This is a genomic window from Pseudonocardia terrae (assembly GCF_021343995.1).
Taxonomy (GTDB): Bacteria; Actinomycetota; Actinomycetes; order Mycobacteriales; family Pseudonocardiaceae; genus Pseudonocardia; species Pseudonocardia terrae.
The window spans coordinates 1-24,781 of the sequence record NZ_JAJTTE010000076.1; the positions used below are offsets into that span (position 1 = coordinate 1).

Genomic DNA, 24,781 nt, shown 5'->3' on the forward strand with positions numbered 1-24,781 from the left:
CGACGTCGGTCGCGCTGAGCCAGGCGCCGGGGGTGAGCAGGGCGTCCCCGCGCCCGACCGCCTCCTTCGACAGCCCGCGCAGGTTCACCGCCACCCGAGCGACGCCGGTGACCTCCTCGCGCGGCTCGCCGAGGCTCTCCAGCCCGCGCACGCCGACCCGGCGCCCGCCGAGCTCCAGCTCGTCACCCAGCCGGATCGTGCCGGCGCCCAGGGTGCCGGTCACGACCGTCCCGGCGCCGCGGATGGTGAAGGCGCGGTCCACCCACAGCCGGACGTCGGCCGCCGGATCGGGCTCGGGCAGGTCGCCGACCAGCGCGTCGAGCGCGGCGCGAAGCTCGGGGAGGCCCTCGCCGCGCGGGGCGCACACCGCCACCACCGGCAGCGCGCCGAGCGACGAGCGGGCCAGCGCCGCCTGGGCGTCCTCGCGGGCGGGTTCGGGGTCGAGCAGGTCGCAGCGGGTGATCACGAGCAGCCCGCGATCCACGCCGAGGGCGTCGAGCGCGTCGAGGTGCTCGGCGCTCTGGGGCATCCAGCCCTCGTCGGCGGCGACCACGATCATCGCCGCGGGCACCGGCCCGGCGCCGGCCAGCATCGTCGTCACGAAGCGTTCGTGGCCGGGCACGTCGACGAAGGCCAGCTCGGTGCCCGAGTCGAGCCGGGTCCACGCGAACCCGAGGTCGATCGTCAGGCCGCGGCGGCGCTCCTCCGCCAGCCGGTCGGGCTCCATCCCGGTCAGGGCGCGGACCAGGGTGGACTTGCCGTGGTCGACGTGCCCCGCCGTCGCGATCACGCGGGCGGGCATCTCAGGTCTCGACAGCGGCGACGGCGGCGGCGAGGGCGGCGTCGTCGGCCGGGTCCAGGGCACGCAGGTCCAGCAGGCACCGCCCGCCCTCGAGCCGGCCCAGGACGGCCGGGTCGCCGGCGCGCAGGGCCGCGGCGAACCGTTCCGGCAGCGCGACCGCCGCGCTCGGCAGCGTGACGCCCGGGGCGCCCCCGCCGCCGACCGTCGAGACGGAGTCGACGGCCTCGGCGACCTCGCCCAGCTGCGCGGCGAGCCGCTCGGCCCGCCGCCGCAGGTCCTCGACGGGGGCCTCCAACGCCGCCCGCACCGGGGTACCGGGGCCGCGCAGAGTGGCCTCCAGCGCCGCGAGCGTGAGCTTGTCGACGCGCATCGCCCGGGCGAGCGGGAACCGCCGGACCCGCTCGACCAGCTCCGCGCCCTCGCCCGCGCCACCCAGGACCAGCCCCGCCTGCGGCCCGCCCAGGAGCTTGTCGCCGGACGCGGTGACCAGCGTTGCGCCGCGGGCGAGCATGCCGGCGGCGTCGGGTTCGTCGGGCAGCAGCGGGTGCGGGGTGAGCAGCCCCGACCCGATGTCGGCCACCACCGGCACGCCCAGCCCCGCCAGCTCCTCGGGACCGACCTCGCTGGTGAAGCCGCTGACCGTGAAGTTCGACGGGTGCACCTTGAGCACGAACCCGGTCTCCGGGCCGAGGGCGCGCGCGTAGTCGGCGAGGTGGGTGCGGTTGGTGGTGCCGACCTCGCGCAGCCGGGCGCCGGTCGACTCGAGCAGGTCGGGGATCCGGAAGCCGTCGCCGATCTCGACGAGCTCCCCGCGGGAGACCACGATCTCCTTCCCGCCCGCGAGGGTCGCCGCGACGAGCGCGAGCGCGGCCGCGCCGTTGTTCGCGACGTGCGCGGCGGCCGCGCCGGGCACGGCCCCGAGCAGGGCGTCGAGCACCCCGGCGCCGCGCCGGCCGCGGGCGCCGGTCGTGAGGTCGAGCTCGACGTCGCAGGTCCCGGCGGCGACCCCGAGGGCCTCCCGCGCGGCGGCGGAGAGCGGCGCCCGGCCGAGGTTGGTGTGGAGCAGCACGCCGGTCGCGTTGAGCACGGGACGCAGCCGGGTGGCGGTGCGGGGGAGGGCGGCCAGCGCGGCGTCGGCGACCTCGGTGGGCGGGATGGCGCCGGCGCGCGCCTGCTGTTGCGCGTCGACGACCGCGCGCTTCACCAGCGCGCGGCCGAGCCGGTGCGCCGCCTCCGCCAGGCGGGGGTCGGCGAGCACCGCGTCGGTGCGCGGTACCGCGCGGCGCGGGTCGGGTGCGTCCGCGGGCGGGGGAGCGGTCGTGCCGCGGACCGGGGCGTCCGTCATGGGAAGAGCATGCCGTGCCCGTCAGCCCCGGCGCAGGGCGTGTCGGTTCTCCGTGTTCTGCTCGCGGCGCTGCTCCGGGACGCGGACGGCCCCGCGGTCGGCCGGACGGGCCTGGTCGGCCTCGAACAGGTCCGCGGTGCCGGGGGTGGGGGTCCACACCGCGGCGGCCGGCTCGCCCGCACGCTCCTCGGTCGTGGCCGTGCCGGCCTGGTCGGCGGTCTCGTCCGCGGCGGGCTCGCCGTCCTCGCCCACGCTGTCGTCCTCGGGCCCGGCGGGTCCGGCCTCCTCGAACAGGCCCACGTCGGCCTTCTCGGCCTCGCCCGTCCCGTCGGCGTCGTCGGCCTCGTCGGCCTCGTCGGTCTCGTCGGCCTCGGTGACCGCACCGGCCGGGACCTCGGGCACCCCTGCCGCGGGGGTCGGGCCCTCGTCGGGCTCCTGCTCCGCGCCGGGCTCCTGCTCCGCGCCGGACACCGCCTCGGTCTGTCCCTGCTCCGCGCCGGACACCGCCTCGGTCTGTCCCTGCTCCGACGCCGGGAACGGCTCGTCCACCGCTGCGTTCCCCGGGGGCGCGCCGACCGGGAGCGCCGCGTCGAGCCCGCGCAGCTCGGCGCCCAGCGCGGCGTGCAGCCGGGCCAGCTCGGTGCGCAGCGCGGTCCGCAGGCCGGCGAGCTCCTCCACCCGCTCGGCGTGGTCGGCCACCCCGGCGGCCAGCTCGGCGCGCTCCGCGGCCACCGCCGCCCACTCGGCGTCGGCGTCCGCACGGGCCTGCCCCGCGGCGGTGTGGGCGCGCTCCATCAGGTCGGCGGCCTCGCGCGTGGCGGCGGCGCGGATCTCGGCGGCGTCGCGCTCGGCGGCGGCCCGGATGTCCGACGCCTCGCGCTCGGCGAGCCGCAGCACCTTCTCCGCGCGGAAGCCGAAGCTCTGCGGCACGGTGGGCAGGCCCTCCGCCGGGGTGCCGGCCCGCAGGGTCCGCAGCTCCTCGGCGAGCCCCGCGGCGTGCTGTTCGGCCATGCGGCGGGCGTTCTCGGCGGCCCGGGCGCGCCGCTCCAGTTCGCGGACCAGCGCGTCGACCTGGTCGCGGGCGTAGCCGCGGCGCACCACCTCGAACGCGCCGGACCGGCTGGCCGGGTCGGCGTCACGCTCCGGAACGGATGTCACGCCTCCAGGGTGACTCGCGGACCGGACGATCTCCGCGCGGGGTCGGCCGGGGTCGGTCAGTGGGAGCCAGCGTGCGACGGGCGGACTCCGCTACGGTCGGAGGATGACGGCGGGTACCACCGGACAGACGCGCAGACTCACCCAGTTCAGCCACGGTGCGGGCTGCGGCTGCAAGATCGGCCCGGGCCGGCTCGCCGAGGTTCTCGCGGGCGTCACCCCGCCCAGTCACCCCGACCTGCTCGTCGGTACCGAGACGGGGGACGACGCCGCCGTCTGGCGGCTCGACGCCGACCGCGCGCTCGTGGCGACCACGGACTTCTTCACCCCGGTCGTCGACGACCCGCGGACCTGGGGCCGGATCGCCGCGACCAACGCCGTGTCCGACGTCTTCGCCATGGGCGGCCGCCCGCTCTTCGCCCTCAACATCGTGGCCTGGCCGTCGGAGACGTTGCCGCCGGAGATGCTCGCCGAGGTGCTGGAGGGCGGCGCGGACGCCGGCCGGGAGTGCGGGTTCGCCGTGGTCGGCGGGCACTCGATCGACGACCCGGAGCCCAAGTACGGGCTGGCCGTGGTCGGCGAGCTGCACCCGGACCGCATCCTCACCAACACCGGCCTGCGCCCGGGGGACGCGCTGGTGCTCACCAAGCCCCTCGGTGTCGGCATCGCGACCACGGCGGTCAAGGCCGGGACCGCCGGCGAGGACCTGCTCGCCCGCGCGGTCGAGTCGATGTGCACGCCCAACGCCGCCGCCTCGGCCGCCGCGCTCGCCGCCGGCGCGACCGGGTGCACGGACGTCACCGGGTTCGGCCTGCTGGGGCACCTGCGCAAGATGGCGGCCGCCTCCGGGGTCGACGCCGAGATCGTCGTCGGCGAGGTGCCGTTGCTGCCGGGCGTTCGGGAGCTGGCCGAGGCCGGCACGGTCCCGGGCGGCACGCGGCGCAACCGGGACTGGGTCGCCGAGGTGCTGGACCCGGCGCCCGGTGTCACGGAGACGGACGTGCTGCTCCTCGCCGACGCGCAGACCTCGGGCGGTCTGCTGTTCGGCGCCGCCCCGGACCGGGCGGCGGCCGCGGTGGCGGAGCTGCCGGGCGCCGCGATCGTCGGACGGGTGCAGGAGGGGACGGGCCGGATCCGCGTCAGCCGGTGACGCCGGTCCGCCCGGACGGATGGCGGAGGCGGACGGGAATCGAACCCGCCTGACCGAGGTGCTCGGCCACGTCGGTGTTGAAGACCGCGGGGGCCACCAGGCGCCCAGACGCCTCCCTGGTGCGGTGCCGGCTCAGCCCGTGGGGCGCAGCGCGTCGGACACGCCGTCGGCCACGTCGAACAGCGCGAGCAGCCCGGTCGCCTCGAGCGCCCGGGTCACGATCCGCGACCCGCACACCAGCCGCAGCGTGTGGCCGCGCCGCTCCACCGCGTCCTTCGCCGCGACGAGCACGGCCAGCCCGGCGGACCCCAGGAAGGTCACCCCGGACAGGTCCAGGACGACGAGCGGGGCCTCGGGCAGCCGCGCGTCGAGTTCGGTGCGCAGCAACGGCGCGGTCAACGTGTCGATCTCGCCCCGGACGTGCGCGACCAGGGACGCACCGTCACCCTCGCCTGCCCGTTCGAAACGGACGACGTCCTCGATCTCGACGCCACCCTCGTCGGCGGGGGTCTCACTGCTCATTGCGCACCGTGCTCCTCGACTTCCGCGGACGCGTGCTGCGGACTGTCGCCTCAACCGCCCGCCAACCCTACGGGGGCGCGCCGGGGCGGCACAACAGAGGCCGACTCCGGCGGGTCGCGGGGCCCGGGGCGTTTGGGAAGTGTGATATGGGGCACTCTCTCCGCGGACGCGACCGGTGCCCCTCACGGCGCGCCCGACCAGGAGGAACCCGTGTACCGACGGACGTCGCGCACCGATCTGGCGCGCATCGGCCAGGTGCTGGCCGGCCTGACCTATCCCGCGGCGAAGTGGCAGATCATCGCCCATGCGGACCACTACGGGGCGGACTCGCTGAGTGCCGCCCAGCTCTGGTCGCTGCCGGTCGGGACCTACTTGGACCTGACCGCGATCGGGGTGGCCCTCGGGCTGCTGCCCCGGCCGGCTCCGGGCTACCGGCAGCAGCCCCGGATCCAGGCCGCGGCCGCCGACCAGGCCCGGGACGCCGACGCCTGATCTCCCGCCTTTCGGCGGTTGCCGCCGCGTTGTGACGTGGCCCACGCTCGGTTCGTGACCACCTTCGTCCTCGTGCACGGTGCGTTCGTCGGCGGTTGGTACTGGGACGAGGTCCGAGCGCGGCTGGAGAAGGCCGGGCACGTCGTCGACGCCCCCCAGCTGCTCAGCTCCGGACCCGACCCCACCGCGCTCGGCGACCTGGCCGCGGACACCGACCTGGTCCGGGGGCACATCGAGTCGGCCGGGGAGCCGGTCGTGCTCGTCGGGCACTCCTACGGCGGCATGGTCGTCACCGAGCTCGCCGACCATCCCGACGTGGTGCACGGCGTGTACGTCGCCGCGCTGTGGCCGGCCGCGGGGACGTCCGCGAACGATCTGATGGCGACGCTGCCGCCGTTGCCCTGGGCCGTGCCGCAGGAGGACGGCACGCTGCGGGCCGTCGACGACGTCGGCGTGCTCCACCGGGCGATCTGTGCCGACGTGCCCCGCGAGCGGGCCGAGCCGCTGCTGCGCCGGATGCGGCCCCAGTCGCTCGCCAGCCTCGGCTCGCCCAGCTCGGCGCCCGAGCGCATGCATCCGGTCACATACGTGATCTGCGCGAACGACGCGTCCTTCCCGCCCGAGGCGCAGGAACGGATGGCCGCGGCCGCCGACCACGTCGAACGGCTCCCGTCGTCGCACGCGCCGATGTTCTCCCTGCCCGACGAGCTGGCGGAGCTGCTCGGCCGGATCCGCTGACCGGACGGGCGGCGGCTGCGGCGGCCCGACGCGCGGGGGTGGTGCTGGCCTCACCGCCCCGGGGTGCGGGTGCCGTGTGCGGGCGACGGGGCAGCACGGTCGTTCCGCGGGTCCCGCGACGACAGGGTTCTCCCGACCGCCCGGACCCCGCCGGGCCGATCCGGAGGACCCGCATGCACCGCGCCCCGACCCCCACCGGCCCCGAGCACGGGATCCCCGTGCAGGTCGGGAGCGTGCCCGCGCCCCGGCGCCCGGAACCGGCCGCAGTCCCGTTCCGGCCCGCGCCGTGGCCGCCGCACCCCGGCCCGATGCATCCCCGCCCGATGCATCCCCGCCCGGTGCACCCGCATCACGTCGTGCACCGGCCCGTTCGGGGCCGGCCGCTGCCGCGTCACCCCGGACCGTGGCCGTCGGGCCCGCATGATCCCCGTCCGGGCGGCGGAGGAGTCGATCCGCGACGCCCTCCCTTCCCGGACGCGGATCCTGCCCGCCTGCGCACCGCCTCCACCCACGCGGATCACGCCCGTCCGCTCACGGCCTTCCCGACCGCGGATCACGCCCGCCCGCTCACGGCCGCGGCCACCCCGCGCCTCGGCCGGCGCGCGCTGCGCCGCGAGCAGCTCGCCACCCTCGCCGCACCCCGCCGCCACTACTCGCTCCTCGCCCGGCTGCTCTTCCTGACCATGGACCTGCTCTACGGCCGCCGCCGCACGCTCGAGAAGTTCCAGGTGCTGGAGATCGTCGCCCGGATCCCCTACCAGATCTGGGAGAACGGGGCCTACCGGCTGCTCACCCGCCGGCACCGCGACGGCGCCCTGGCCCGCCGCATCCACGCGCGGATCGAGGAGAACCGGGAGCAGCAGGACAACGAGCAGTGGCACCTGCTGATCGTGGGCGAGCTCGTCCGCGCGTCCGGCCGGGAGCCGGGTCGGCTGCGCTTCCGGGTGCTGCCGCTGCTGCTGGCGCTGTCCTACTACCACGTGGCCTGGCTGATGTTCGTGCTCGCGCCGCGCCGGAGCTACCGTCTCAACGCCGACTTCGAGGACCACGCCGAGCACGAGTACGCCGAGTACGTCGCCGAGCACCCGGAGCTGGAGACGGTCCCGCACCGCTCCGCTTTCGCCGACCGCTACGGCGCCCACGTCACCGTCGCCGACCTGCTCCGCCAGATCGGGCACGACGAGCGGATGCACAAGCAGGAGTCGGAGCGCTACCTCGCCGAGGGCCGGCTGAGGTGATCGGCCCGGTGATCCACGGGCCGGCGTAACGCCCGCGCCGGACCCGGCGAGGACAGGCCGGGGGTGGTGCCAGTACCACCCTCCTCCGGCGTGCCAGCCGGTGTCTTCGCCGCGGGCACTCCCGGTGCGGACCCGGCCCTCCCTAGGGTGATCAGGTGACACAGCAGACCGAGTCCGTCGCGGGCACTCCGGCGCCCGGCGCGCCCGGCCCCGCCCTCGTCGTCCGCGGTCTGCGCAAGATCTACGAGGCCGGTACGGCGCCCGTGCGCGCGCTGCGCGGGGTCGACCTCACCGTGCACGCCGGCGAGTTCGTGGCGCTCATGGGGCCCTCGGGCTGCGGTAAGTCCACGCTGCTGCACCTGCTCGCCGGCCTCGACCGCCCGGACGAGGGCACGATCGCCCTCGACGGCACCCGCATCGAGGAGCTCGGCGCCCAGCGCCTCGCCCGGCTGCGCCGCCGCAGCGTCGGGCTGGTCTTCCAGTTCTTCCACCTCATCGAGCACATGTCGGCGCTGGAGAACGTCTCGCTCGCCGCGCTCGTCGCCGGCGCGAAGCCCGCCGAGGCGACCGCCCGGGCCCGCGACCTGCTCGACCAGCTCGGCCTGCTCGACAAGGCCCGCGAGCTGCCCGCCGCCCTCTCCGGCGGCCAGCGCCAGCGCGTCGCGATCGCCCGTGCGCTGGCCAACCGCCCCACGCTGCTGCTGGCCGACGAGCCGACCGGCGCCCTGGACTCCGACGGCGCGGCCGAGGTCCTCGACCTGTTCCAGCGCCTGCACGCCCAGGGACAGACGATCCTCATGGTCACGCACAGCCGCGAGGTCGCCGAGGGCGCGCAACGGCTGGTCCGCATGCGCGACGGTCGCATCCTGGCCGACGGCGAGCCGTCCGGCCCCGTCGAGGTGCCCGCCGGGCTGCGGGTCGCCCGGTGAGACACCGCACCCCGCTCCCGGCCGGCGCCGGGTTCCGCAGCCACCGTCGCGTGGGGGTCGGGACGGGCCGGCGTGCCCGCAGCTCCCTGCTGCTCTCCGGTGTCATCGGCGCGGCCGGGGTGATCGCGCCCGGCGTCGTCGTCGGCCTGCTGGGCGGCGGCCCGGCCTGGTGGGTGACCGGGCTGATCGCCGGGGTCGTGCTCGCCGTCGGGATCGCGTTGACGGCCAGCGCCGCCGCCCGCCGCGCGAGCACCGCCGTGCTGGTCGGGGCCTCGGAGTTCGGCGGGTTGTCCGTAGCGGTCTGCGCCGGCCTCCTCGTAGTGCTGCTGGTGTTCGGGCGGATACCGCTCGGCGCCGAGCGCGCGCTGGTCGACCCGACGCTGGTGGGAATGCTCGTCGTCGCCGTGGTCGCGGGGCCGCTCGGCCGCCGCGCGGCCCGCACCACCCGGGCCGCGCTGCAGGGCGTCCGCCGCTCGCCCGACGAGCTGCTGGCCGACTTCGCCGAGCGCGCCGGCCGCGGCACGCCGGTCGACGACCTGCTCCGCCAGCTCGCCGAGACCATGCGGCAGGACTGGCGGCTGTCCCGCGTCCAGATCTGGGCCGACCGCGTCGACGCGCCGCGGAGCCTCGCGCGCAGTCTCGTCGTCCCGCAGCCGGTGGAGCCCGGGCCCGAGCCGCTGCCGCTCGACGGGGACGAGCTCGCCACCCTGCAGCGCGCCGGCGTCGCCGGACCGGGCTGGCTCGAGCTGTGGCTGCCGCACCTGGTCGAGGAGGACGGGCCGGCCCGCCGCGGGCAGCTGCGGCTCGCCCCCGCGGTCCACGGCGGCGAGGTGCTGGCGCTGGTGGTGATCGAGCGCGACGTCGACGCCGACACCTTCGGCGAGGCGGACGAGCGGGCGCTCGCCGAGGTCGTCCGGCGGCTGGCGATCGTGCTGCGCAACCGCGCCCTCGACGAGGCGCTCCAGGCCACCCTCGCCGACCTGCGCCGCACCAACGCCGACCTGCAGGCCTCCCGCACCCGGCTCGTCGCCGCGGCCGACGCCGAACGCCGGCGCATCGAGCGCGACCTGCACGACGGCGCCCAGCAGCACCTGGTCGCGCTGGCCGTCGGGCTGCGGCTGGTCCGCGACACCCTGACCTCGCCCGACGACCCCGACGCCGAGCTGCTCGACGAGCTCGACCGCGGCGTCCGCGACTCCATCCAGGCGCTGCGCGACCTGGCCCACGGCATCTACCCGCCGCTGCTGCGCGACGCCGGCCTGGGCGACGCGCTGCGGGCCGCGGCCAAGCGCAGCCCGCTCACCGTCGAGGTGCACGCCGACGGCGTCGGCCGGATGCCCGAGCAGGCGGAGGCCGCCGTCTACTTCTGCTGCCTCGAGGCCCTGCAGAACGCGGGCAAGCACGCCCCGGGCGCCCACGTGACGATCTCGCTGGAGGTGGCGGCCGGCGCCGACGGCGACGAGCTCACCGTGGTCGTCGCCGACGACGGGCCCGGCTTCGACCCCGCCCGGGTCGCCGGCGGGGGCGGGCTGCAGAACATGGCGGACCGCCTCGGCGCCATCGGCGGGACCGTGGAGCTCGTGTCGGCACCGGGCGAGGGCACGGTGCTCACCGGACGCATCCCGGTCCCGGTCGGGGGAGCGACGGCGGCGGCGCCCCGGACGGCGCCGATCGCGTCGCGCCCGGCGCCCGTGGCGGGCTGAGCGGTGCCGGCACGCGATGCCGGCGCACCGGGCACCCGGGGTGCGGTCCGCCTCGTCGCCCGTGCCGAGCTGCGGGAACGGGGCTGGAGCCTGCTCGCCCTCGGCGTGGTGCTGGGCCTGGTCGGCGGCGTGGTGCTGGGCGCGGTCGCGGTCGGCGAGCGCACCGCCACCGCCTACCCGCGGCTCGTCGAGGCCGTCCACCTCGACGACGCCCGGCTGATCGTCCCGGCGGACCGGCCCGCGCTGATCGAGGCGCTGCCGACCCTGCCCGGCGTCGCCGACGCGTGGCTGACCGAGGCGTGGGTCGCGCAGGTCGGCGGCCCGCAGGTGCAGTTCATGTCGCTCGCCGCGGGCACCGCCTCGCATCCCGGGCTCGTCACCCCGGTGGTCGTCGACGGTCGGGCGGCCGACCCCGCCGCGGCCGACGAGGTCGTGGTCTCCGAGCGGGTGGCCGAGCACGGCATGGGCGTCGGCACCGTTCTGCCGCTGCGGATGCTCACCCTCGAGGACATGGCACGGTTCGCCGTGGGGTTCACCCCGCACGGGCCGGCGACCACGGTGCGCGTCGTCGGCGTCGCCCGGATGCCGGCGTGGGGACAGGCGCTGCCCGACGTCCTGGCCGGGCCGGCGTTCGCCCGCGCGCTGGCCGGGACGGGGATCGGGCACTCCGCCTACGTCCGTCTCGACCCTGGGCCCGACGCCGCGGCCCGCTTCGACGAGGCCGTCGCCGCGTTCGCGGCCGCGCAGCCGTCGATCGTCGGCGAGTACCTCACGCCCGGGGTGGAGCATCCGCGGGCGCCCGATCCGGCGGTGCAGGCGGCCGAACGGGCGCTGCTCCTCGGCGTCGGGCTGTTCGCACTGGTCGTGGGACTGGGTGCGCTGCAGGTCGTCGGGCTCGGGTTGCTGCGCACCGCGGGCACGGCTCGCGCGGCGCGGTCGGTCGAGTCCGCGCTGGGCATGACGGCGGCGCAGAGCGTCGCCGCCCGGGTCGGGGCGGCGGTTCCGGCCGCGGCGGTCGCCGGGCTGCTCGGCGCCGGGGTGGTGGTGGCCGCCGGCACGCTCGCGCCGCTGGGTAGCCAGGCCCGCTTCGAGCCCGAGCCCGGCTTCCGGCCGCAATGGGCGCTCGCGCTGGCCGGCGGCGCGGCCCTCGCGGCGCTGTTCCTGCTGGTCACGGCCGCGGCGGCGGCGTTCGCCTGGCGCCGGCGCGCGCTGGCGGTACCCGAGCCGGCCGTGCCCCGCGAGGGATCGCTCGCCGCCGTCGTCGGCGGGTCGCTGGGGCGGTGGCCGACCCTGCTGCTCGGCAGCAGGCTCGCGCAGGCCGGCACGAGACGCGGGGTGCCGCCCCTGGTCACGACGCTCGCCGCCACGGCCGCGGTCGCCGGGATCGTCGCCACGGTGACGGTCGGGGCGAGCCTCGACCGGCTCGTCGCGACGCCGGAGCGGTGGGCGGGCGGCGCCGACATCACGATCGCGGACAGCCGCGAGCCCGACGTCGTCGCCCTCGCCGAGGACCCGCGGGTGGCGATACTGGCGATCACCGACACGTCGTACGCCCGGCTCGGCTCCGGCGGCACGCTCGGGATCGTCAGCATCACCGCCCGCAAGGGCACCCCGCCCGTCGCGCTGGTGTCGGGGCGGCTGCCGACGGCAGCCGACGAGGTCGCCGTCAACCCGCGGCTGGCCGCCGAACGCGGGCTGTCCGCGGGGGAGCGGATCGACACCCTCGCCACGGGCGGCGCACCGCACCCGATGACCGTCGTCGGGGTCGCGGTGGTGCCCAACGAGAACCACGGCCCGCTCGGCCAGGACCTCCTCGCCACCGGGGACGGGCTGCGCGCGGTCAGCCCGGAGCGGAACTTCCCGCTGCTCACCACGCACGTCTACGCCCGGCCGGGCGCCGCCGCGGCGCTCGCCGCCGAGCTGGGCGGGCGGCTCGAGCTGGCCCCACCGACCGTGCCCGACGCGATCCGGAACCTCGGCGACCTCGGCCGGCTGCCCGACGTGCTCGCGGTGGTGCTCGCCGTCGTCGCCGGCACGGGACTGGCGCACTCGCTGCTGGTCGGCGCGCGGCGGTTGGCGCGGGAGATGGCGGTGTTCTCCGTGCTCGGCGCGACCCCGGGGCAGGTGCGGATCACGCTCGGCGTGCTGGCCGCGTCGACCGCGGTGCCCGCCGTGCTGCTGGGGGTACCGGCCGGGCTCGGCGTGGCCCGGCTGTTCTGGTGGCAGGTGGCCTCGACGATCGGGGTCGGCGGCGACATCGCGGTCCCCGTCGGACCGATCGCCCTGCTCATCGCCGCGGTGCCGCTCGGCGCGGCCCTGGTCGCGGCGGTCCCGGCCCGGCGGGTCCGCACGCCCGCCGCCACCTCCCTGGCGGCGCTGTGAGGGGCGGCGCAGGAAGGGGCGGCACTGTGAGGGCGGCGCAGGAAGGGGCGGCGCTGTGAGGGGCGGCACTCTGAGGGGCGCGCTGTGAGGGGCGGCGCCGTCGAGGGTGGCGTGAGGAGCGGCGGGCCGAGCGGGGCCGGCTGGCACGGCATGCGGGCCGTCGCGCGGGCGGAGCTGCGCTCGGGTCTGCGGGCGCTGCTCGTCCTCGGCCTGATCGCGGGCGTGGTCGGCGGGCTCCTGCTCGGTGCCGCCGTGGTCGCGGACCGCACCGGCAGCGCCTACCCCCGGTTGGTCCAGCGCACCGGTCTCGACGACGCCCGCGCCTACCTCCCGGCCGACCTCCCCGACGTCACGACCGGGTTCGCCGGGCTCCCCGGCGTCGAGGAGAGCTGGACGGCCTACGCCTGGATCGCGCAGATCGCCGGCCCCACGCTGCAGTACACCGCGGTGATCGCCGGCCCCGAACGGCCGGACGACCTGGTCGCGCCGGTGATCGTCGCCGGCCGCGCCCCGCGCGTCGAGGCGGCCGACGAGCTGCTGGTCGGCGAGCCCCTCGCCGCCGCGGCCGGGCTGCACGTGGGCGACCGGATCACGCTGGAGATGCTGACCCTGCGCCAGGTCGCGCGGTTCGACGTCGGCTTCGGCGAGCCGGAGGGCGCCACCCGCCGGATGACGGTCGTCGGCATCGGGCGGATGCCCTCCTGGACCGGCCCGCTCGGCGACGCGCTGTCCACCCCGGCCTTCGCCGCGCAGAACGCGGGAGCCGCGGGCGGGCGTTCCGGCTTCGCGCGGCTGGCCTACACCGGCGACGCCGCGGCCGACGCCGCGCTCCGGGACCGGTTCGTCGCCGCCCTCGCCCGCAGCTACGAGGGCCTGCCCCACCCGCTGATCGTCGGCAACTACGTGCCCGAGGTCCCGGTCTTCCCGACCACGGACGCCGACCCCGCCGTCGCCGCGGCGGAACGCGTGCTCGGCATCGGGCTGTGGGGGTTCGCGCTGGTCGTGGCGGTGGGCGGCTGCGTCGTCGTCGGGCAGGGGCTGGTGCGCCACCACGCCCGCGGCGCCCTCGACCAGCGGGTGGAGAACGCGCTGGGCATGACGACCGCCGAGCGGATCGGGGCCCGGGTGCTGGCCGCCACGACGGGGGCCGGGGTGGCGGCCGTCGTCGCGGCCGGGATGACGCTGGCCGCGGGCACCATCGAACCCCTCGGCAGCCAGGCCCGCTTCGAGCCCGACACCGGCTTCCGGCCCGTCTGGGGCACGGTCGCCGGAGGCGGCGCGGTCGTCCTGGTCGCCTTCCTGGCCCTGGCGGCCGGCAGCGCCGCACTGGCCGGGCGCGCCGCCGTCACTCCGCCGCTGCCCGGCCGGCGCCGGCCCGCTCGCTGGGCGGTGCGCTGGCCGCCGCTGTTCGTGGGGCTGCGGCTCGCGCTCCGTGGCCGCACGGTGCCCGGGACGATCGGCCTGCCCGCCGCGGTCACGGCGACCGGGATCGCGGTGACGGTCGCCGGGATCGTCGCGTCGACCATGCTCGGCGCCAGCCTGCAGCGGCTCGTCGACACCCCGGCCCGGTACGGCTTCACCTCCGACCTCACCATCGCCGACGCGCGTGAGCCGGACATGGCGGCGCTCACGGCCGATCCCCGCGTCGGCGGGCTGACCGAGGTCGAGACCGGGCGGGTGACGATCGATCCGGCCCGTTCCCGGCAGATCGACGCCTACGCCCACGTGCCGCGCAAGGGCACGATCCCGGTGTCCCTGGTCAGCGGCCGGTTGCCGGAGGTGCCGGGAGAGGTCGCCGTCGGCGCGCGGGTGGCCGTGCGCGAGCAGCTCGGCCTCGGCGATCCGGTCGAGGTCACCTCCTCCGACGGCCGCACGGCCCGGCTCGTCGTGACCGGGGTGGCCGTCCCGCAACCCGAGCGCGCCGCCCCGCTCGGCGAGGGCCTGGTCATGACGCCCGACCAGCTGCGCACGCTCTTCCGGCAGCCGCTGGCGTCGGCGCACGTGCTGGCCGCGCCGGGGCAGGCGGACGCGCTCTACACCGATCTCGCGCAACGGCTGGAGGTGCACCTCCCGGGCATGCCGCCGGAGATCGACACCCTCGCCGGCCTGCTCCGGCTGCCCGAGATCCTGGCGACGCTGCTGGCCGTCGTCGCCGTCGCGGGTCTGGTCCACACGCTGGTCAGCGCGGTCCGCCGGCACACCCGCGACGCCGCGCTGCTGTCCGTGCTGGGCGCGACACCGGGGCAGGTGCGGGCCGCGCTCGGCGTCCTGGCGGGCACGACCGTGCTGCCCGGCGTCGTGTTCGGCATCCTGCTGGGCCTGGGCGGCGGGCGGTTGCTGTGGTGGCAGGTGGCGAGCCAGACCGGCGTCGCGCCCGACGTCGCGGTGCCGGTCTGGCCGATCGCGCTGATCATCCCCGCGGTGCTGGTCGGCTCGCTCGTGCTCGGGGCGGTGCCGGCGGTGCGCATGGCCCGCGAGCCCGTCGCGGCGTCCCTGCGCAGGGGATGAGACCTCCGCCGCGGCCCGCCGCGCGGCTACGCCGCTGTGCCGATCGTGCGGCTACGCCGCTGTGCCGATGTGCGGCTTCGCCGCGGTGCCGATCGCGCGGCTACCCCGCGGTGCCGATCCGCGGCTACCCCGTGGTGCTGACTGCGGCTACGCCGCGGTGCTGAGTGCGGCTACGCCGCGGTGCCGATCCTCTTCCACAGGTCGAGCAGCACGGGCGCGCCGAGCTCCTCCTTGTGCAGGTAGCCGGCGATGCCGGGACCGTGGGGATCGATCCGCAGGTCCTCGAGACGGTAGGTCGAGCACAGCACGGTGCGGGTGCCGGGCGCGGCGGCGGAGACCCGCGCAGCGGCCTCGGCGCCGTCGATACCGGGCAGGTTGACGTCCATCAGCACGAGGTCGGGCCGGAGCTCGGCGACGGCGTCGACGGCGGCCTCGCCGGTCTCGGCGACCCCCGCGATCTCCCACCCGGGCATCCGCCGGACGACCGCCGCGGCGGCGAACCGGAACGGCCGGTGGTCGTCCACCACCAGCACGCGCACCCGGGCCGTCGATGCGCCTCGTTGCTCCATGCGGGACAGTCTGCCCCGCCGGCGCCGCGCCCGCCGAGGATGCGGCCCCGTGGTCCGCGCGGTGTCCACCTCCTGAGCCGGTGGTGGTGCTGGCCCCACCCCCGTCCACGGGGTGAACCCCTCGTCGCCCCCCGTCCCGCGGCGGCAGAGTTCCCCTCGTCATCCAGCGGGCCGTGTCGCGGCCCCCGGGCGAGGGCCGACGGGCCCGGACCGCCACCCTCGAGAGGACCACCATGACCGGCACCATCGCCCGAGCCGCCGCCGCAGTCGCCGTCGCCGCCTCGGTCACCCTCGCCACTGCGGGCACCGCCCTGGCCGCCGAACCCGGCGCCCCGCCCGGGCCCGGGACGTCGCCCCAACAGGCCACGCCGACCGAGAAGGCCGCCGCCGAGGTGCGGCCGGCGATCGTGTACCTCACCGAGACCTTCACCGCCTACGTCGGCGACGGCACCGGGATGTACTACAACAACGGCCAGCCGCTCACGCTCAACGCCACCTGCACCGGCTTCGGCGTGAACCCGCAGGGCTACGTGGCCACCGCGGGCCACTGCGTCGACACCACCAGCCCCGACGGCATCCGCGCGGACTTCATCCAGATGGTCGCGCAGGACGTCGCGGCCGGGGCGCCCGGCGTGACCGTGCAGGACGCCGTGACCTACGGCCTGGCGAACTGGACCGTGGAGGGCCAGGCCAAGGGCTCGCCGATCGACGCGCAGTACTCGGCCGTGATCGGCTCGGGCACCGGCAACGGCGCCAAGGGCCAGGTCGTGCCCGCCCGGCTCGTCGACTTCCGGCCGCCCAGCCAGGGCGACGTCGCGCTGCTGAAGATCGAGAGCACCGACCTGCCGACGGTGCAGCTCGGCACGGACGCCGACACCGCCATCGGCACCCCGGTGCTGTCGATCGGCTACCCGGCCGCCGCCGACGCCGTCACCGACACGACCCTCGAGCCGTCCAACAAGGACGGCCAGATCAGCACCAGGCGCACCATGGGGAGCGTCCCGTACTACGAGACCTCCGCGTCCCTGTCGCCCGGCATGAGCGGCGGCCCGACGGTGAACATGGACGGCGACGTCCTGGGCATCAACAGCGCTCACCTGCCCAACGACCAAGCCTTCAACTTCATCGCCCCGGCGAGCGGGCTGACCGAGCTGCTGGCCCGCAACGGCGTGCAGAACCAGCTGGGCCCGAACGACACCCTCTACCGCGACGCGCTCGCGAACTACTGGGCCGGCCACTACACCGACGCCATCGCCGGGTTCGAGCGGCTGCTGCTCGTCGACCCCGGGCACGGGCAGGCGCAGCAGTTCAAGACCGAGGCCGCCAAGGCCAAGGAGCGCTTCGGCGACACGCCGGTCGCCCCCGCCGCGGAGCAGGGTGGCACCGGCTTCTGGGGCCTCGCCCCGTGGCTGTTCTGGACGATCGTCGGCGGCGCCGCCGCGCTGGTCGTCGGCGGGATCGCGCTGCTCGTGGTGCTGCTGCGCCGGCGCAAGGGCGGCAAGGCCGCCATGGCCGCCGCGGCCGAGGTCCCGGCGCCGCGCGACCCGCGCGACCTCCGTATCGATGGGTCAGCGAACCGGGCGCCGCAGGCCCCGCGCATGCCGCAGGCACCGTGGGGGAGCACGCCGGTGCAGTCGGTGCCGTCCGTGCCGTCGGCGCAGCCCCCGCAGGGCCCGGCGTGGCAGCAGCCCCGTCCTCCCGCGCCGGCCGGCCCCGCCGACGGTCCGACCACGGTCGTCACCCCGGCCGACATCATGGCCTCGCAGCGCCCCGCCCCCGCTGCACCGTTGGTGCACCCCGCCGCGCCGGCCCCGCCCGTCAGCGGCGTCAGCGGCGTCAGCGGCGTCAACGGCGTCAACGGCGTCAACGGCGTCAACGGCTCGGCTGAGGACGCCGCGCCCACCGCGGTCGTCGCCATCCCGAGGGCCGGGAGCTGCCCGAACTGCGGCTCGACCGTCACGCCCGGCGCGGTCTTCTGCGCCACCTGTGGGACGCGTCAGAGCTGAGCTCGCGCGCCGTGGGGCCGGTCCGGTGGACCGGCCCCACGGTCGTTCTCGAAGATTTCTCCCGCACCCGTGTCGAAAACGCGCGTGCCGCTCCGACCAACCGAGGAACGGCGCCCACGAGGGCGCCCCGATGGGGGAGGAACCCGTGCGCACCCTGATCCACTTCGTCCACACCTCGATCGACGGCCGCATCCAGGGCCCGAACGGGGAGTTCGACTGGCCCCGGATGGGCCCGGAGCTGTCGGCGTACTCCGTGGAGCTGAACGACCAGCTGGACACCCTGCTCTACGGCCGCCGCGTCTGGGAGATGATGGCCGCGTACTGGCCGACCGCCGACCAGGTCTCCGACCACCCGCACGACCGGGCGTACGCGCCGCGCTGGCGGGCCACGGAGAAGGTCGTCGTCTCGCGCTCGCTCGAGCGGGTCGACATCGAGCGCACCACCCTGATCCGGGACGACGTGGTCGCCGAGGTCGCCGCGCTGAAGGAACGCCCGGGCAAGGACATCGTGCTGATGGGCGGGGCCGCCCTGGCCGGCTCCCTGGCGGCGGCGGGCCTCGTCGACGAGGTGCGGGTCTGCGTGCACCCGGTCGTGCTCGGCGGCCCGCACGAGGTGCTGGCGTCGGGCGGCACCCGGCTGGACTTCGACCTGGTCGGCACCCGCGTCTTCGACGGCCGGGTCGTGGAGTCGACCTTCCGGACACGGCGCTGACCGTTGACCACCGCTCCGGCTCCGACCGGGTCACCCGGCGTCGAGACGGTGACACCTGTCGGCGTCGCCTCGGGTCCCGGCCGGCAGGGCACGTCGACCTCGAGGTCGGACCTGTCCGGCCTAGGACGCCCGCGCGTCCGGCTGGTGCACGGCGGTGGGGCGCGGCCGGCGGGCGACGACCAGCACCGCCGGCGGGAGGTTGCGCCAGACGACCGGCATCGTCTCCACCTCGGCGCATCGCGCGGCGCAGGCCCGGCGCAGCTCGCGCGCCCGGGTCGGCAGCGCGGTGCGGGTGAGCACGGCGGTCGCCATCCCCTCGGGGGTGAGCGCGGCCGCGATCGCGTCGAGCACGGCGTCGCGGCGGTGTCCGGGCAGGAGTGTCCACGGCAGCGACGTCACGACGGCCTCGGCGCGCGCGATCCCCGCCTCGGAGAGCAGGGCCGGGAGGCGTTCGGCGTCGCCCTGCCGGACGTCGACGCCGGGCAGGCGGGCGGCGAGGTGCGCGGCCAGCACCTCGTCGAGCTCGATCGCCAGCAGCCGCGAGCCCGCCGGGAGCCGCTCGTGGATCCGCGCGGTGAGCGCGCCGGTGCCCGCCCCCAGCTCGACGACGGTCGGGGTGCCGGAGTCCGGCAGCAGGCTTGCGAGCTGCGCGGCGAGCAGGCGACCGGACGGTGCCGGCGACCCGAACAGGTGCGGGCGGCGGACCGCGCGGCAGAGGAAGGCCCACCCGGACCGGTGGTCGTGGACACGGCCTGACGTGATCCGCGAGGTCATGCGCGGACCGTGCACCATCGGCCGCGTTCCTGCAGCGCGGAAGCCGAAATGATCAGCTGTTCCGGCACGACGGGTGTCTCTCGGTGAGCACGTACGTTGCGAGAGCTCCCACGCCTGGCTCGGGCGGTCGTGCGCGGATGTCAGGCCGCTACCGACATCTCCTCGACCGCTGTGGTGCGGGTCAGGGTGATCAGCCGGTGTGCGCGGTTGCGGGCGTGGCGCAGGGAGCGGAGCCAGTCGTAGAGCGTGCCCAGCCGGTTGCCCCAGCCGACCAGGAACATCACGTGCACGTAGCGCCAGAGCAGGTAGGCCGGGTATCCGGTGATCGTGACGCCGCGTATCTGGGCCACCGCCTGGCGGGCGCCGATCGTGGCCATGCTGCCCTTGTCGGCGTAGCGGAAAGGGGCAGGCGTGCTCGTGTCGCCCTTCACCTGGTCCGCGATCTGCCTGCCCACGTAGGTGCCCTGCTGCATGGCGACCTGCGCCACGCCGGGCAACCGGTCCACGGTGGTGACCATGTCGCCGATCGCGTAGACGCCCTCCGCGCCGGGCACGCTGCAGTCCGGGCGCACGGCCACCCGGCCCGCGCGGTCGGTCGGGGCGCCGGTCGCCCTGGCGAGCATCGCGGCCAGCGGCGACGCCTGCACCCCGGCCGCCCAGATCTTGGTGCGCGCGACGATCCGCTCCTCCCCCGCCGGGCCTCGCACCACGATGGACTCGGCATCCATGTCCGTGGCGGCGGTGTCCAGGCGGACCTCGACGCCCATCTCCTCGAGCCGGCGCCGGGTGTACTGCTGCAGCTTCGGCGCGAACGGCCCCAGCACGGCTGGGCCGGCTTCCAGCAGGATGATCCTCGCCCGCCGGGTGTCGATCGAGCGGTAGTCCTCGGGCAGCACGTGCCGGGCGAGCTCGGCCAGCTGGCCGGTGATCTCGACGCCGGTCGGCCCGGCGCCGACCACGACGAAGGTCAGGTGGGCCCGGCGCTCCGCGTCGTCGGTGGCGAGCTCGGCCAACTCGTAGGCGCCCAGGATGTGGCTGCGCAGCATGCGCGCGTCCTCGATGGTCTTCATGCCCGGCGCGAACCGCGACCACTGCGGGTGCCCGAAGTAGGCGTGCGTGGCCCCGCCCGCGACGACGAGGTAGTCGTAGGGCAGCTCGAGCGTTCCCTCGGCGGGGGTGGCGGCGCGGACCACCTTGCGTTCCGGGTCGATGCCGTGGACCTCGGCGAGCAGCGTGCGGACGTTGCGCTCCTTCCGCACCACCCTGCGGAGCGCCGGCGCGATGAGGCCGGGCGGGAGGATCCCGGCGGCGACCTGGTAGAGCAGCGGCTGGAAGAGATGATGGTTGGCGCGGTCGACGAGCGTCACGTCGACGTCGGCGCGGGCGAGCGCCTTCGCGGCCCGGACCCCGCCGAACCCGCCGCCGATCACGACGACCTGGGGGCGCCGGCTCTTCTCCGCACGCCGGAGAGTCGAGTTGTGCATAGGTCTGTCTCCCCTTCATGGCGCCTGGTCCCGACGGGCCCACCGGTCAGCCACGGACGCCCGAGGCGTCCGGGATCCGGCTCCGAGGCCGTTCGGTCGGTCAGGGCTTGTCGCTCAGCGGTGAGCAGGGCTGGACAGAACCCGATGAACGCCCTTGCTCGCGGTCTGGTCGTCGCACTTCGACCCGGTTCCGCCCGTCGGCGGTGGCCGGTCGTCGAAGGCTGACGGGAGAAGGATGCCCGCCGGGCACCTCGCGGCCGATCCCGCTTCCCCTACGACCGCAGGGGTGTTCCCGCCGGTTCCGGTGGGGCTGACCCCATCGGGGTGTGAGGCGGGCCGACCGGGGAGGCGGGCCGGTACAGCAGCCGGGGTGGGATCAGAAGGCCCCACACCTTCGGCTGCGGCAACTGGTGGTCCGCTCCGGCGAAGACCTGCGGTCAGCTGTTCTGCAGGTACACGAGCACCGCGGAGACCCGGCGGTTGAGGTCGCGCTCCTCGGACAGGCCGAGCTTGGAGAAGATCGAGTTGGTGTGCTTCTCGATCGCCCGCTCGGACAGCACGAGCGCGGCGGCGATCGACGCGTTGCTCTTGCCCTGCGCCATCTCGCCCAGGACCTCGAGCTCGCGCGGGGTGAGCGCGTCGAGCTCCGAGGGCTTCGCGCGCTGGGCGGCGACCAGGCCCTCGATCACGGTCGGGTCGATCACCGAGCCGCCCTCGGCGACCCGGCGCACCGCCTCGGCCAGCTCGTCGCCGTCGGCCACCCGCTCCTTGAGCAGGTAGCCGCGCCGGGCGGTGCCGTCGGCGAGCAGCGTCAGCGCGTACTGCGCCTCCGCGTACTGCGACAGCAGGATCACGCCGATCTCCGGCTTGCGCACGCGCAGATCGGCGGCCACGGACAGCCCCTCGTCCGAGTGGGCCGGGGGCATCCGGATGTCGGTGACCACGACGTCCGGATCGTGCTCGTCGATCAGTGCGGTGAGCGCCGGCAGGTCGGGGGCCGCGCCGACGAGCGAGAGGTCCTCGGTGCCGTCGATCAGGCGCACCAGTCCGTGCCGGAGCAGGGCGTTGTCCTCCGCCAGGACCACTCGGATCTTCACGCGCCCAGCGTAGAGGGAGGTCCGGGCCGTGCGGGGGTGTGCTGACCACACCGTTGCCGGGCGGTGACCACCTCCGCCGCCGGGCCGGCACGGGGTCCCGTGGCGAGCGGGAGCGGGTCCGGTGGGCCGGCCGGTCGAGGAACGCGCATCGCGAAGGCCCGGCGTACGCGACCGCGGCGAGCTTCCGGGGCTCAGTGCAGGCCGAGCGGCTCAGTGCAGGCCGAGTACCGCCTCGCGCGGGCGCTGCTCCGCGCGGACCGGCGGCACGACGTCGAGCACGAGCGGCGGCACCCGGCCGCCGGCCCGCATCGCCCGGCGGCGCGAGCGCAGGTAGAGCCAGGGGCCGGAGAGCAGCGCCCGGTGCCGCCGGCCGGAGCCGGGCGCGGCGGTCTCGGGGCCGCCGGTCACCCCGGCGTCGCGGTCGGCGATCGCGCCCAGCCGGCGCACGGCCGCCGGGATGCGGCGCAACGCGGCGGCCCGGCCGCGCGGCGACAGGGCGACCTTGGTCAGGAACCCGGCCAGGCCGACGGCGTACCCCTCCACCTGCTCCTGCAGCCCGGCGAGGTCGCTGCGGTGGTGGTGGCGCACCCACGCGGCCGGCTCGTACGCGAGCACGTGCCCGGCGAGCACGAGCCGGACCAGGAACTCGCAGTCCTCGCCGCTGCGGGTGGGGGAGCCGGGGCCGAGGGCCTCGTCGAACCCACCGATCCCGCGCGCGACGTCCGCCTGCACGGCCAGGTTCGCGCCGATGCCCAGCAGACCGGGCGCGAAGGGGAAGATCGCCGAGTCGGCGGGCGGCGCGGCCAGCGAGAAGGTGCGCGGGCGGAAGCCCTTGGCCCAGCCCAGCGTGGCGTCGGCGACGCGCTCCTGCTCGGTGTCGAGGCGGGCGGCCAGCACCGGCCCGCTCACGCAGACGACCTCGGGATCCGCGGCGAAAGCGCCGGCCAGTCGGCGGGCCCACGCGGTGTCGACCTCGGTGTCGTCGTCGGTGAAGGCGACGAGCCGGGTCTGCGCCTCGGCCAGCCCACGGTTGCGGCCGGCGGACGTGCCGCGGCGCGGTTCGCGCAGGTAGCGGACGCGGGGGTCGCCGATCTGCGCGACGACCCGCTCGGTCGCGTCGTCGGCCGGGTCGTTGTCGACGACGAGGACGGTGACGGCGGGATGGTCGCCGGCCAGCACGGCGCGCACGGCGCGGCCCAGGCTCTCGGGGCGCTCCCGGGTGGCGATCACGACGGTGATCGGCTCGACGGAGCTCGGCACCGGCCGCGGCGCCGGGAGGGCGCCGAGCTGGGTGCTCAACGCCTCGGCCACGGTGACGGCGTCGGCCACACCCGCGCGCAGCGGCACGGTCACCTGCCCCACCGCGTCGCCGTGCGCGGTCACCAGCAGCCGCGCAGCGGTGAAGCGGGGCTCGACGTGCAGGCCCGCCACGTCGTCGACGTCGGTCTCGCCGACCCACGTGGGTCCGTGCTCGTCCGTCATCTCGCGTCCCTTCCGTCCCGGCCCGGCACCCGGCGTTCGGGTGGCCCGGGAGGGACGACCACGAGTCTCCGCACGCACGCTGTGACCACCCTGAGAACGAGCACATCCCCAGGTCAGTGACGTCCTCACGAGTGCACCACGGAGTGGCTCGGGCCATACTGATCACGCTCCGTATCGATCACTCGGTGACATGCCCGGGGCGGGGTAGGGTCCTTGCGTGGGTGAGGGATCAAGGGTCCGCCGGCCGCGCGCCGGCATCGTCGTGACCGGGAGCGAGCTGCTCACCGGGGCCGTCCGGGACGCGAACGGACCGTGGGTGGCCCGCGAGCTCGGCGAGCTCGGGTTCGAGGTCGCCGAGTTCGTGCTCGTCGGGGACCGGCCGGAGGACCTGGCCGCCGCACTGCGCCAGGTGACCGAGGCCGGCGTCGACCTGGTCGTGACCAGCGGGGGCCTGGGTCCGACCGCGGACGACATCACGGTCGAGATCGTCGCGGCGTTCGTCGGGGCCGAGCTGGAGCTCGACACCGCGATGCAGGAGACGATCGGTCGCCGGGTGGCCCGGTGGGCGCGGCGCACCGGGTTCGCCGGGCCCGCCCTCGACGAGGCCACCCGCAAGCAGGCGCTCGTGCCGCGCGGCGCCGTCGCGCTGGATCCGGTGGGGACCGCGCCCGGGCTCGTCGTCCGGCGCCCGGACGGGCCGCTGGTCGTGGTCCTGCCCGGACCGCCGCGCGAGCTCCAGGGGATGTGGCCCTCGGCGCTCGAATCGGCCCCGTTCGCGGAGCTGCTGGCCACGGTGCCGCGGGCCGAGGCGCGGTCGTTGCGCTTCTTCAACCTGCCCGAGTCCGAGATCGCCGAGACGCTGCGCGACATCGAGCGCGCCCGGGACCTGTCCGAGGTCGAGGTGACGACCTGCCTGCGCCGCTCGGAGCTGGAGGTCGACCTGCACCCGTTGCCCGGGGCCGAGGGGGTCGCCGCCGAGCTGGCCGACGAGCTGATCGCGCGGCACCGCACGCAGCTGGTCAGCGCGGTGGGCACCACCACGGACGAGCTGCTCGCGGAGGCGCTGCTGGAGCACGGGCTGACCGTCGCGACGGGGGAGTCGTGCACCGGCGGGATGCTGGCCGCGCGGCTGGTCGACCGCGCCGGGTCGTCGGACTACGTCGACGGCGGGGTGGTCGCCTACTCGAACGAGGCCAAGACCGCGCTGCTGGGTGTGCCCGCCGAGATGATCGCCGAGCACGGGGCGGTGTCGCCGGAGGTGGCCCGCGCGCTGGCCGACGGGGCGCGCGAGAAGTTCGGGGCGTCGATCGGCGTCGGGATCACCGGCGTGGCCGGGCCGGGGGGTGGGAGCGAGGCCAAGCCGGTCGGCTACGTCTGCTTCTGCATCACCACGGCCGACGGGCAGGTCCTCGCCCGCGACCCCGTCCTCCCCGGCTCGCGGGGGGACATCCGGGAGCGCTCGACCGACCTCGCGATGCACCTCCTGCTCCGCGCCGCCGGCGGCCTCCCGCGCTGACCCACCCTCCCGACCCGCACCCCCGCATCTCCCCTCCCGACACACACCCCGCATCTCCCGAGTCGCGGAGGTGGGGACCGCCGTTCCGCGAGTCGGGCTGTGGGCTCCCGCCAGTCGGGCTGGGGCTTCTGCGAGTCGGGCTGTGGGCTTCTGCGAGTCGGGCTGTGGGCTTCTGCG

At 76.4% G+C, this 24,781-nt stretch carries 20 protein-coding genes and 1 tRNA gene; 11 read left to right on the forward strand and 10 right to left on the reverse strand.

Annotation, left to right across the window (positions count from 1 at the left end; all coding sequences use genetic code 11):
* From LWC33_RS31485 to LWC33_RS31495, 3 genes are all read right to left on the reverse strand, one after another.
* Positions 1-802, reverse strand: an 802-nt coding sequence (locus LWC33_RS31485) for a GTP-binding protein (RefSeq protein WP_233308351.1), incomplete at its 3' end; no start/stop codon positions are given.
* A 1-nt stretch (position 803) separates the two neighbouring features.
* The gene (gene selA, locus LWC33_RS31490; RefSeq protein WP_233308352.1) at positions 804-2,147 is read right to left on the reverse strand and encodes an L-seryl-tRNA(Sec) selenium transferase; all 1,344 of its coding nucleotides are present in this window, start codon (positions 2,145-2,147) and stop codon (positions 804-806) included.
* A 21-nt stretch (positions 2,148-2,168) separates the two neighbouring features.
* Positions 2,169-3,305, reverse strand: coding sequence for a prolipoprotein diacylglyceryl transferase (locus tag LWC33_RS31495; protein ID WP_233308353.1), 1,137 nt, complete (start codon positions 3,303-3,305; stop codon positions 2,169-2,171).
* A gap of 103 nt (positions 3,306-3,408) precedes the next feature.
* Here LWC33_RS31495 and selD point away from each other — a divergent pair, with 103 nt between their 5' ends.
* The gene (gene selD, locus LWC33_RS31500) at positions 3,409-4,452 is read left to right on the forward strand and encodes a selenide, water dikinase SelD (protein WP_233308354.1); all 1,044 of its coding nucleotides are present in this window, start codon (positions 3,409-3,411) and stop codon (positions 4,450-4,452) included.
* 20 nt (positions 4,453-4,472) lie between these two features.
* Here the strand turns inward: selD and LWC33_RS31505 are convergent.
* Both LWC33_RS31505 and LWC33_RS31510 read right to left on the reverse strand, forming a co-directional pair.
* Positions 4,473-4,568, reverse strand: a tRNA-Sec gene (locus LWC33_RS31505).
* Positions 4,569-4,584: 16 nt separating this feature from the next.
* Positions 4,585-4,974: an STAS domain-containing protein gene (locus tag LWC33_RS31510; RefSeq protein ID WP_233308355.1), complete on the reverse strand. Its 390-nt coding sequence runs from the start codon at positions 4,972-4,974 to the stop codon at positions 4,585-4,587.
* A gap of 210 nt (positions 4,975-5,184) precedes the next feature.
* Here LWC33_RS31510 and LWC33_RS31515 point away from each other — a divergent pair, with 210 nt between their 5' ends.
* The 7 genes from LWC33_RS31515 (at position 5,185) to LWC33_RS31545 (ending at position 14,964) form a co-directional block, all read left to right on the forward strand.
* Positions 5,185-5,466 carry a DUF2795 domain-containing protein gene (locus LWC33_RS31515; RefSeq protein WP_233308356.1) on the forward strand — a complete coding sequence of 94 codons (282 nt, stop codon included), beginning with the start codon at positions 5,185-5,187 and terminating at the stop codon, positions 5,464-5,466.
* Positions 5,467-5,520: 54 nt separating this feature from the next.
* A complete protein-coding gene (locus LWC33_RS31520) occupies positions 5,521-6,204 on the forward strand; it encodes an alpha/beta fold hydrolase (protein ID WP_233308357.1) in 684 nt (227 codons plus the stop codon).
* 323 nt (positions 6,205-6,527) lie between these two features.
* Positions 6,528-7,442: an alternative oxidase gene (locus LWC33_RS31525; protein WP_233308358.1), complete on the forward strand. Its 915-nt coding sequence runs from the start codon at positions 6,528-6,530 to the stop codon at positions 7,440-7,442.
* A 155-nt stretch (positions 7,443-7,597) separates the two neighbouring features.
* On the forward strand, positions 7,598-8,371 hold the full coding sequence (locus tag LWC33_RS31530; RefSeq protein ID WP_233308359.1) for an ABC transporter ATP-binding protein: 774 nt from the start codon (positions 7,598-7,600) through the stop codon (positions 8,369-8,371).
* Between the two features lie 50 nt (positions 8,372-8,421).
* Positions 8,422-10,074 carry a sensor histidine kinase gene (locus LWC33_RS31535; RefSeq protein WP_233308360.1) on the forward strand — a complete coding sequence of 551 codons (1,653 nt, stop codon included), beginning with the start codon at positions 8,422-8,424 and terminating at the stop codon, positions 10,072-10,074.
* A gap of 3 nt (positions 10,075-10,077) precedes the next feature.
* Entirely contained in the window at positions 10,078-12,456 is a 2,379-nt protein-coding gene (locus LWC33_RS31540; RefSeq protein ID WP_233308361.1) for an FtsX-like permease family protein, read from the forward strand.
* A gap of 111 nt (positions 12,457-12,567) precedes the next feature.
* A complete protein-coding gene (locus LWC33_RS31545; protein ID WP_233308362.1) occupies positions 12,568-14,964 on the forward strand; it encodes an ABC transporter permease in 2,397 nt (798 codons plus the stop codon).
* Positions 14,965-15,134: 170 nt separating this feature from the next.
* Here the strand turns inward: LWC33_RS31545 and LWC33_RS31550 are convergent, their stop codons facing one another.
* Positions 15,135-15,533: a response regulator transcription factor gene (locus LWC33_RS31550; RefSeq protein WP_233308363.1), complete on the reverse strand. Its 399-nt coding sequence runs from the start codon at positions 15,531-15,533 to the stop codon at positions 15,135-15,137.
* A gap of 233 nt (positions 15,534-15,766) precedes the next feature.
* Here LWC33_RS31550 and LWC33_RS31555 point away from each other — a divergent pair, with 233 nt between their 5' ends.
* The gene (locus tag LWC33_RS31555) at positions 15,767-17,539 is read left to right on the forward strand and encodes a trypsin-like peptidase domain-containing protein (protein ID WP_233308364.1); all 1,773 of its coding nucleotides are present in this window, start codon (positions 15,767-15,769) and stop codon (positions 17,537-17,539) included.
* 145 nt (positions 17,540-17,684) lie between these two features.
* Complete coding sequence (locus LWC33_RS31560; protein ID WP_233308365.1) at positions 17,685-18,251, forward strand: dihydrofolate reductase family protein; 567 nt, start codon at positions 17,685-17,687, stop codon at positions 18,249-18,251.
* A gap of 120 nt (positions 18,252-18,371) precedes the next feature.
* On the opposite strand, the gene LWC33_RS31565 is transcribed toward LWC33_RS31560, so the two are convergent.
* The 4 genes from LWC33_RS31565 to LWC33_RS31580 form a co-directional block, all read right to left on the reverse strand.
* Positions 18,372-19,025 (reverse strand): class I SAM-dependent methyltransferase, encoded by a 654-nt coding sequence (locus tag LWC33_RS31565; RefSeq protein ID WP_233308366.1) that lies wholly within the window; start codon positions 19,023-19,025, stop codon positions 18,372-18,374.
* Between the two features lie 140 nt (positions 19,026-19,165).
* A complete protein-coding gene (locus LWC33_RS31570) occupies positions 19,166-20,509 on the reverse strand; it encodes an NAD(P)/FAD-dependent oxidoreductase (protein ID WP_233308367.1) in 1,344 nt (447 codons plus the stop codon).
* A 437-nt stretch (positions 20,510-20,946) separates the two neighbouring features.
* The gene (locus tag LWC33_RS31575; protein ID WP_233308370.1) at positions 20,947-21,600 is read right to left on the reverse strand and encodes a response regulator transcription factor; all 654 of its coding nucleotides are present in this window, start codon (positions 21,598-21,600) and stop codon (positions 20,947-20,949) included.
* A gap of 216 nt (positions 21,601-21,816) precedes the next feature.
* A complete protein-coding gene (locus LWC33_RS31580) occupies positions 21,817-23,088 on the reverse strand; it encodes a glycosyltransferase family 2 protein (protein ID WP_233308368.1) in 1,272 nt (423 codons plus the stop codon).
* Between the two features lie 217 nt (positions 23,089-23,305).
* Between LWC33_RS31580 and LWC33_RS31585 the strand changes: the two genes are divergently transcribed.
* Complete coding sequence (locus tag LWC33_RS31585; protein ID WP_233308369.1) at positions 23,306-24,604, forward strand: competence/damage-inducible protein A; 1,299 nt, start codon at positions 23,306-23,308, stop codon at positions 24,602-24,604.
* Positions 24,605-24,781 lie beyond the last annotated feature (177 nt).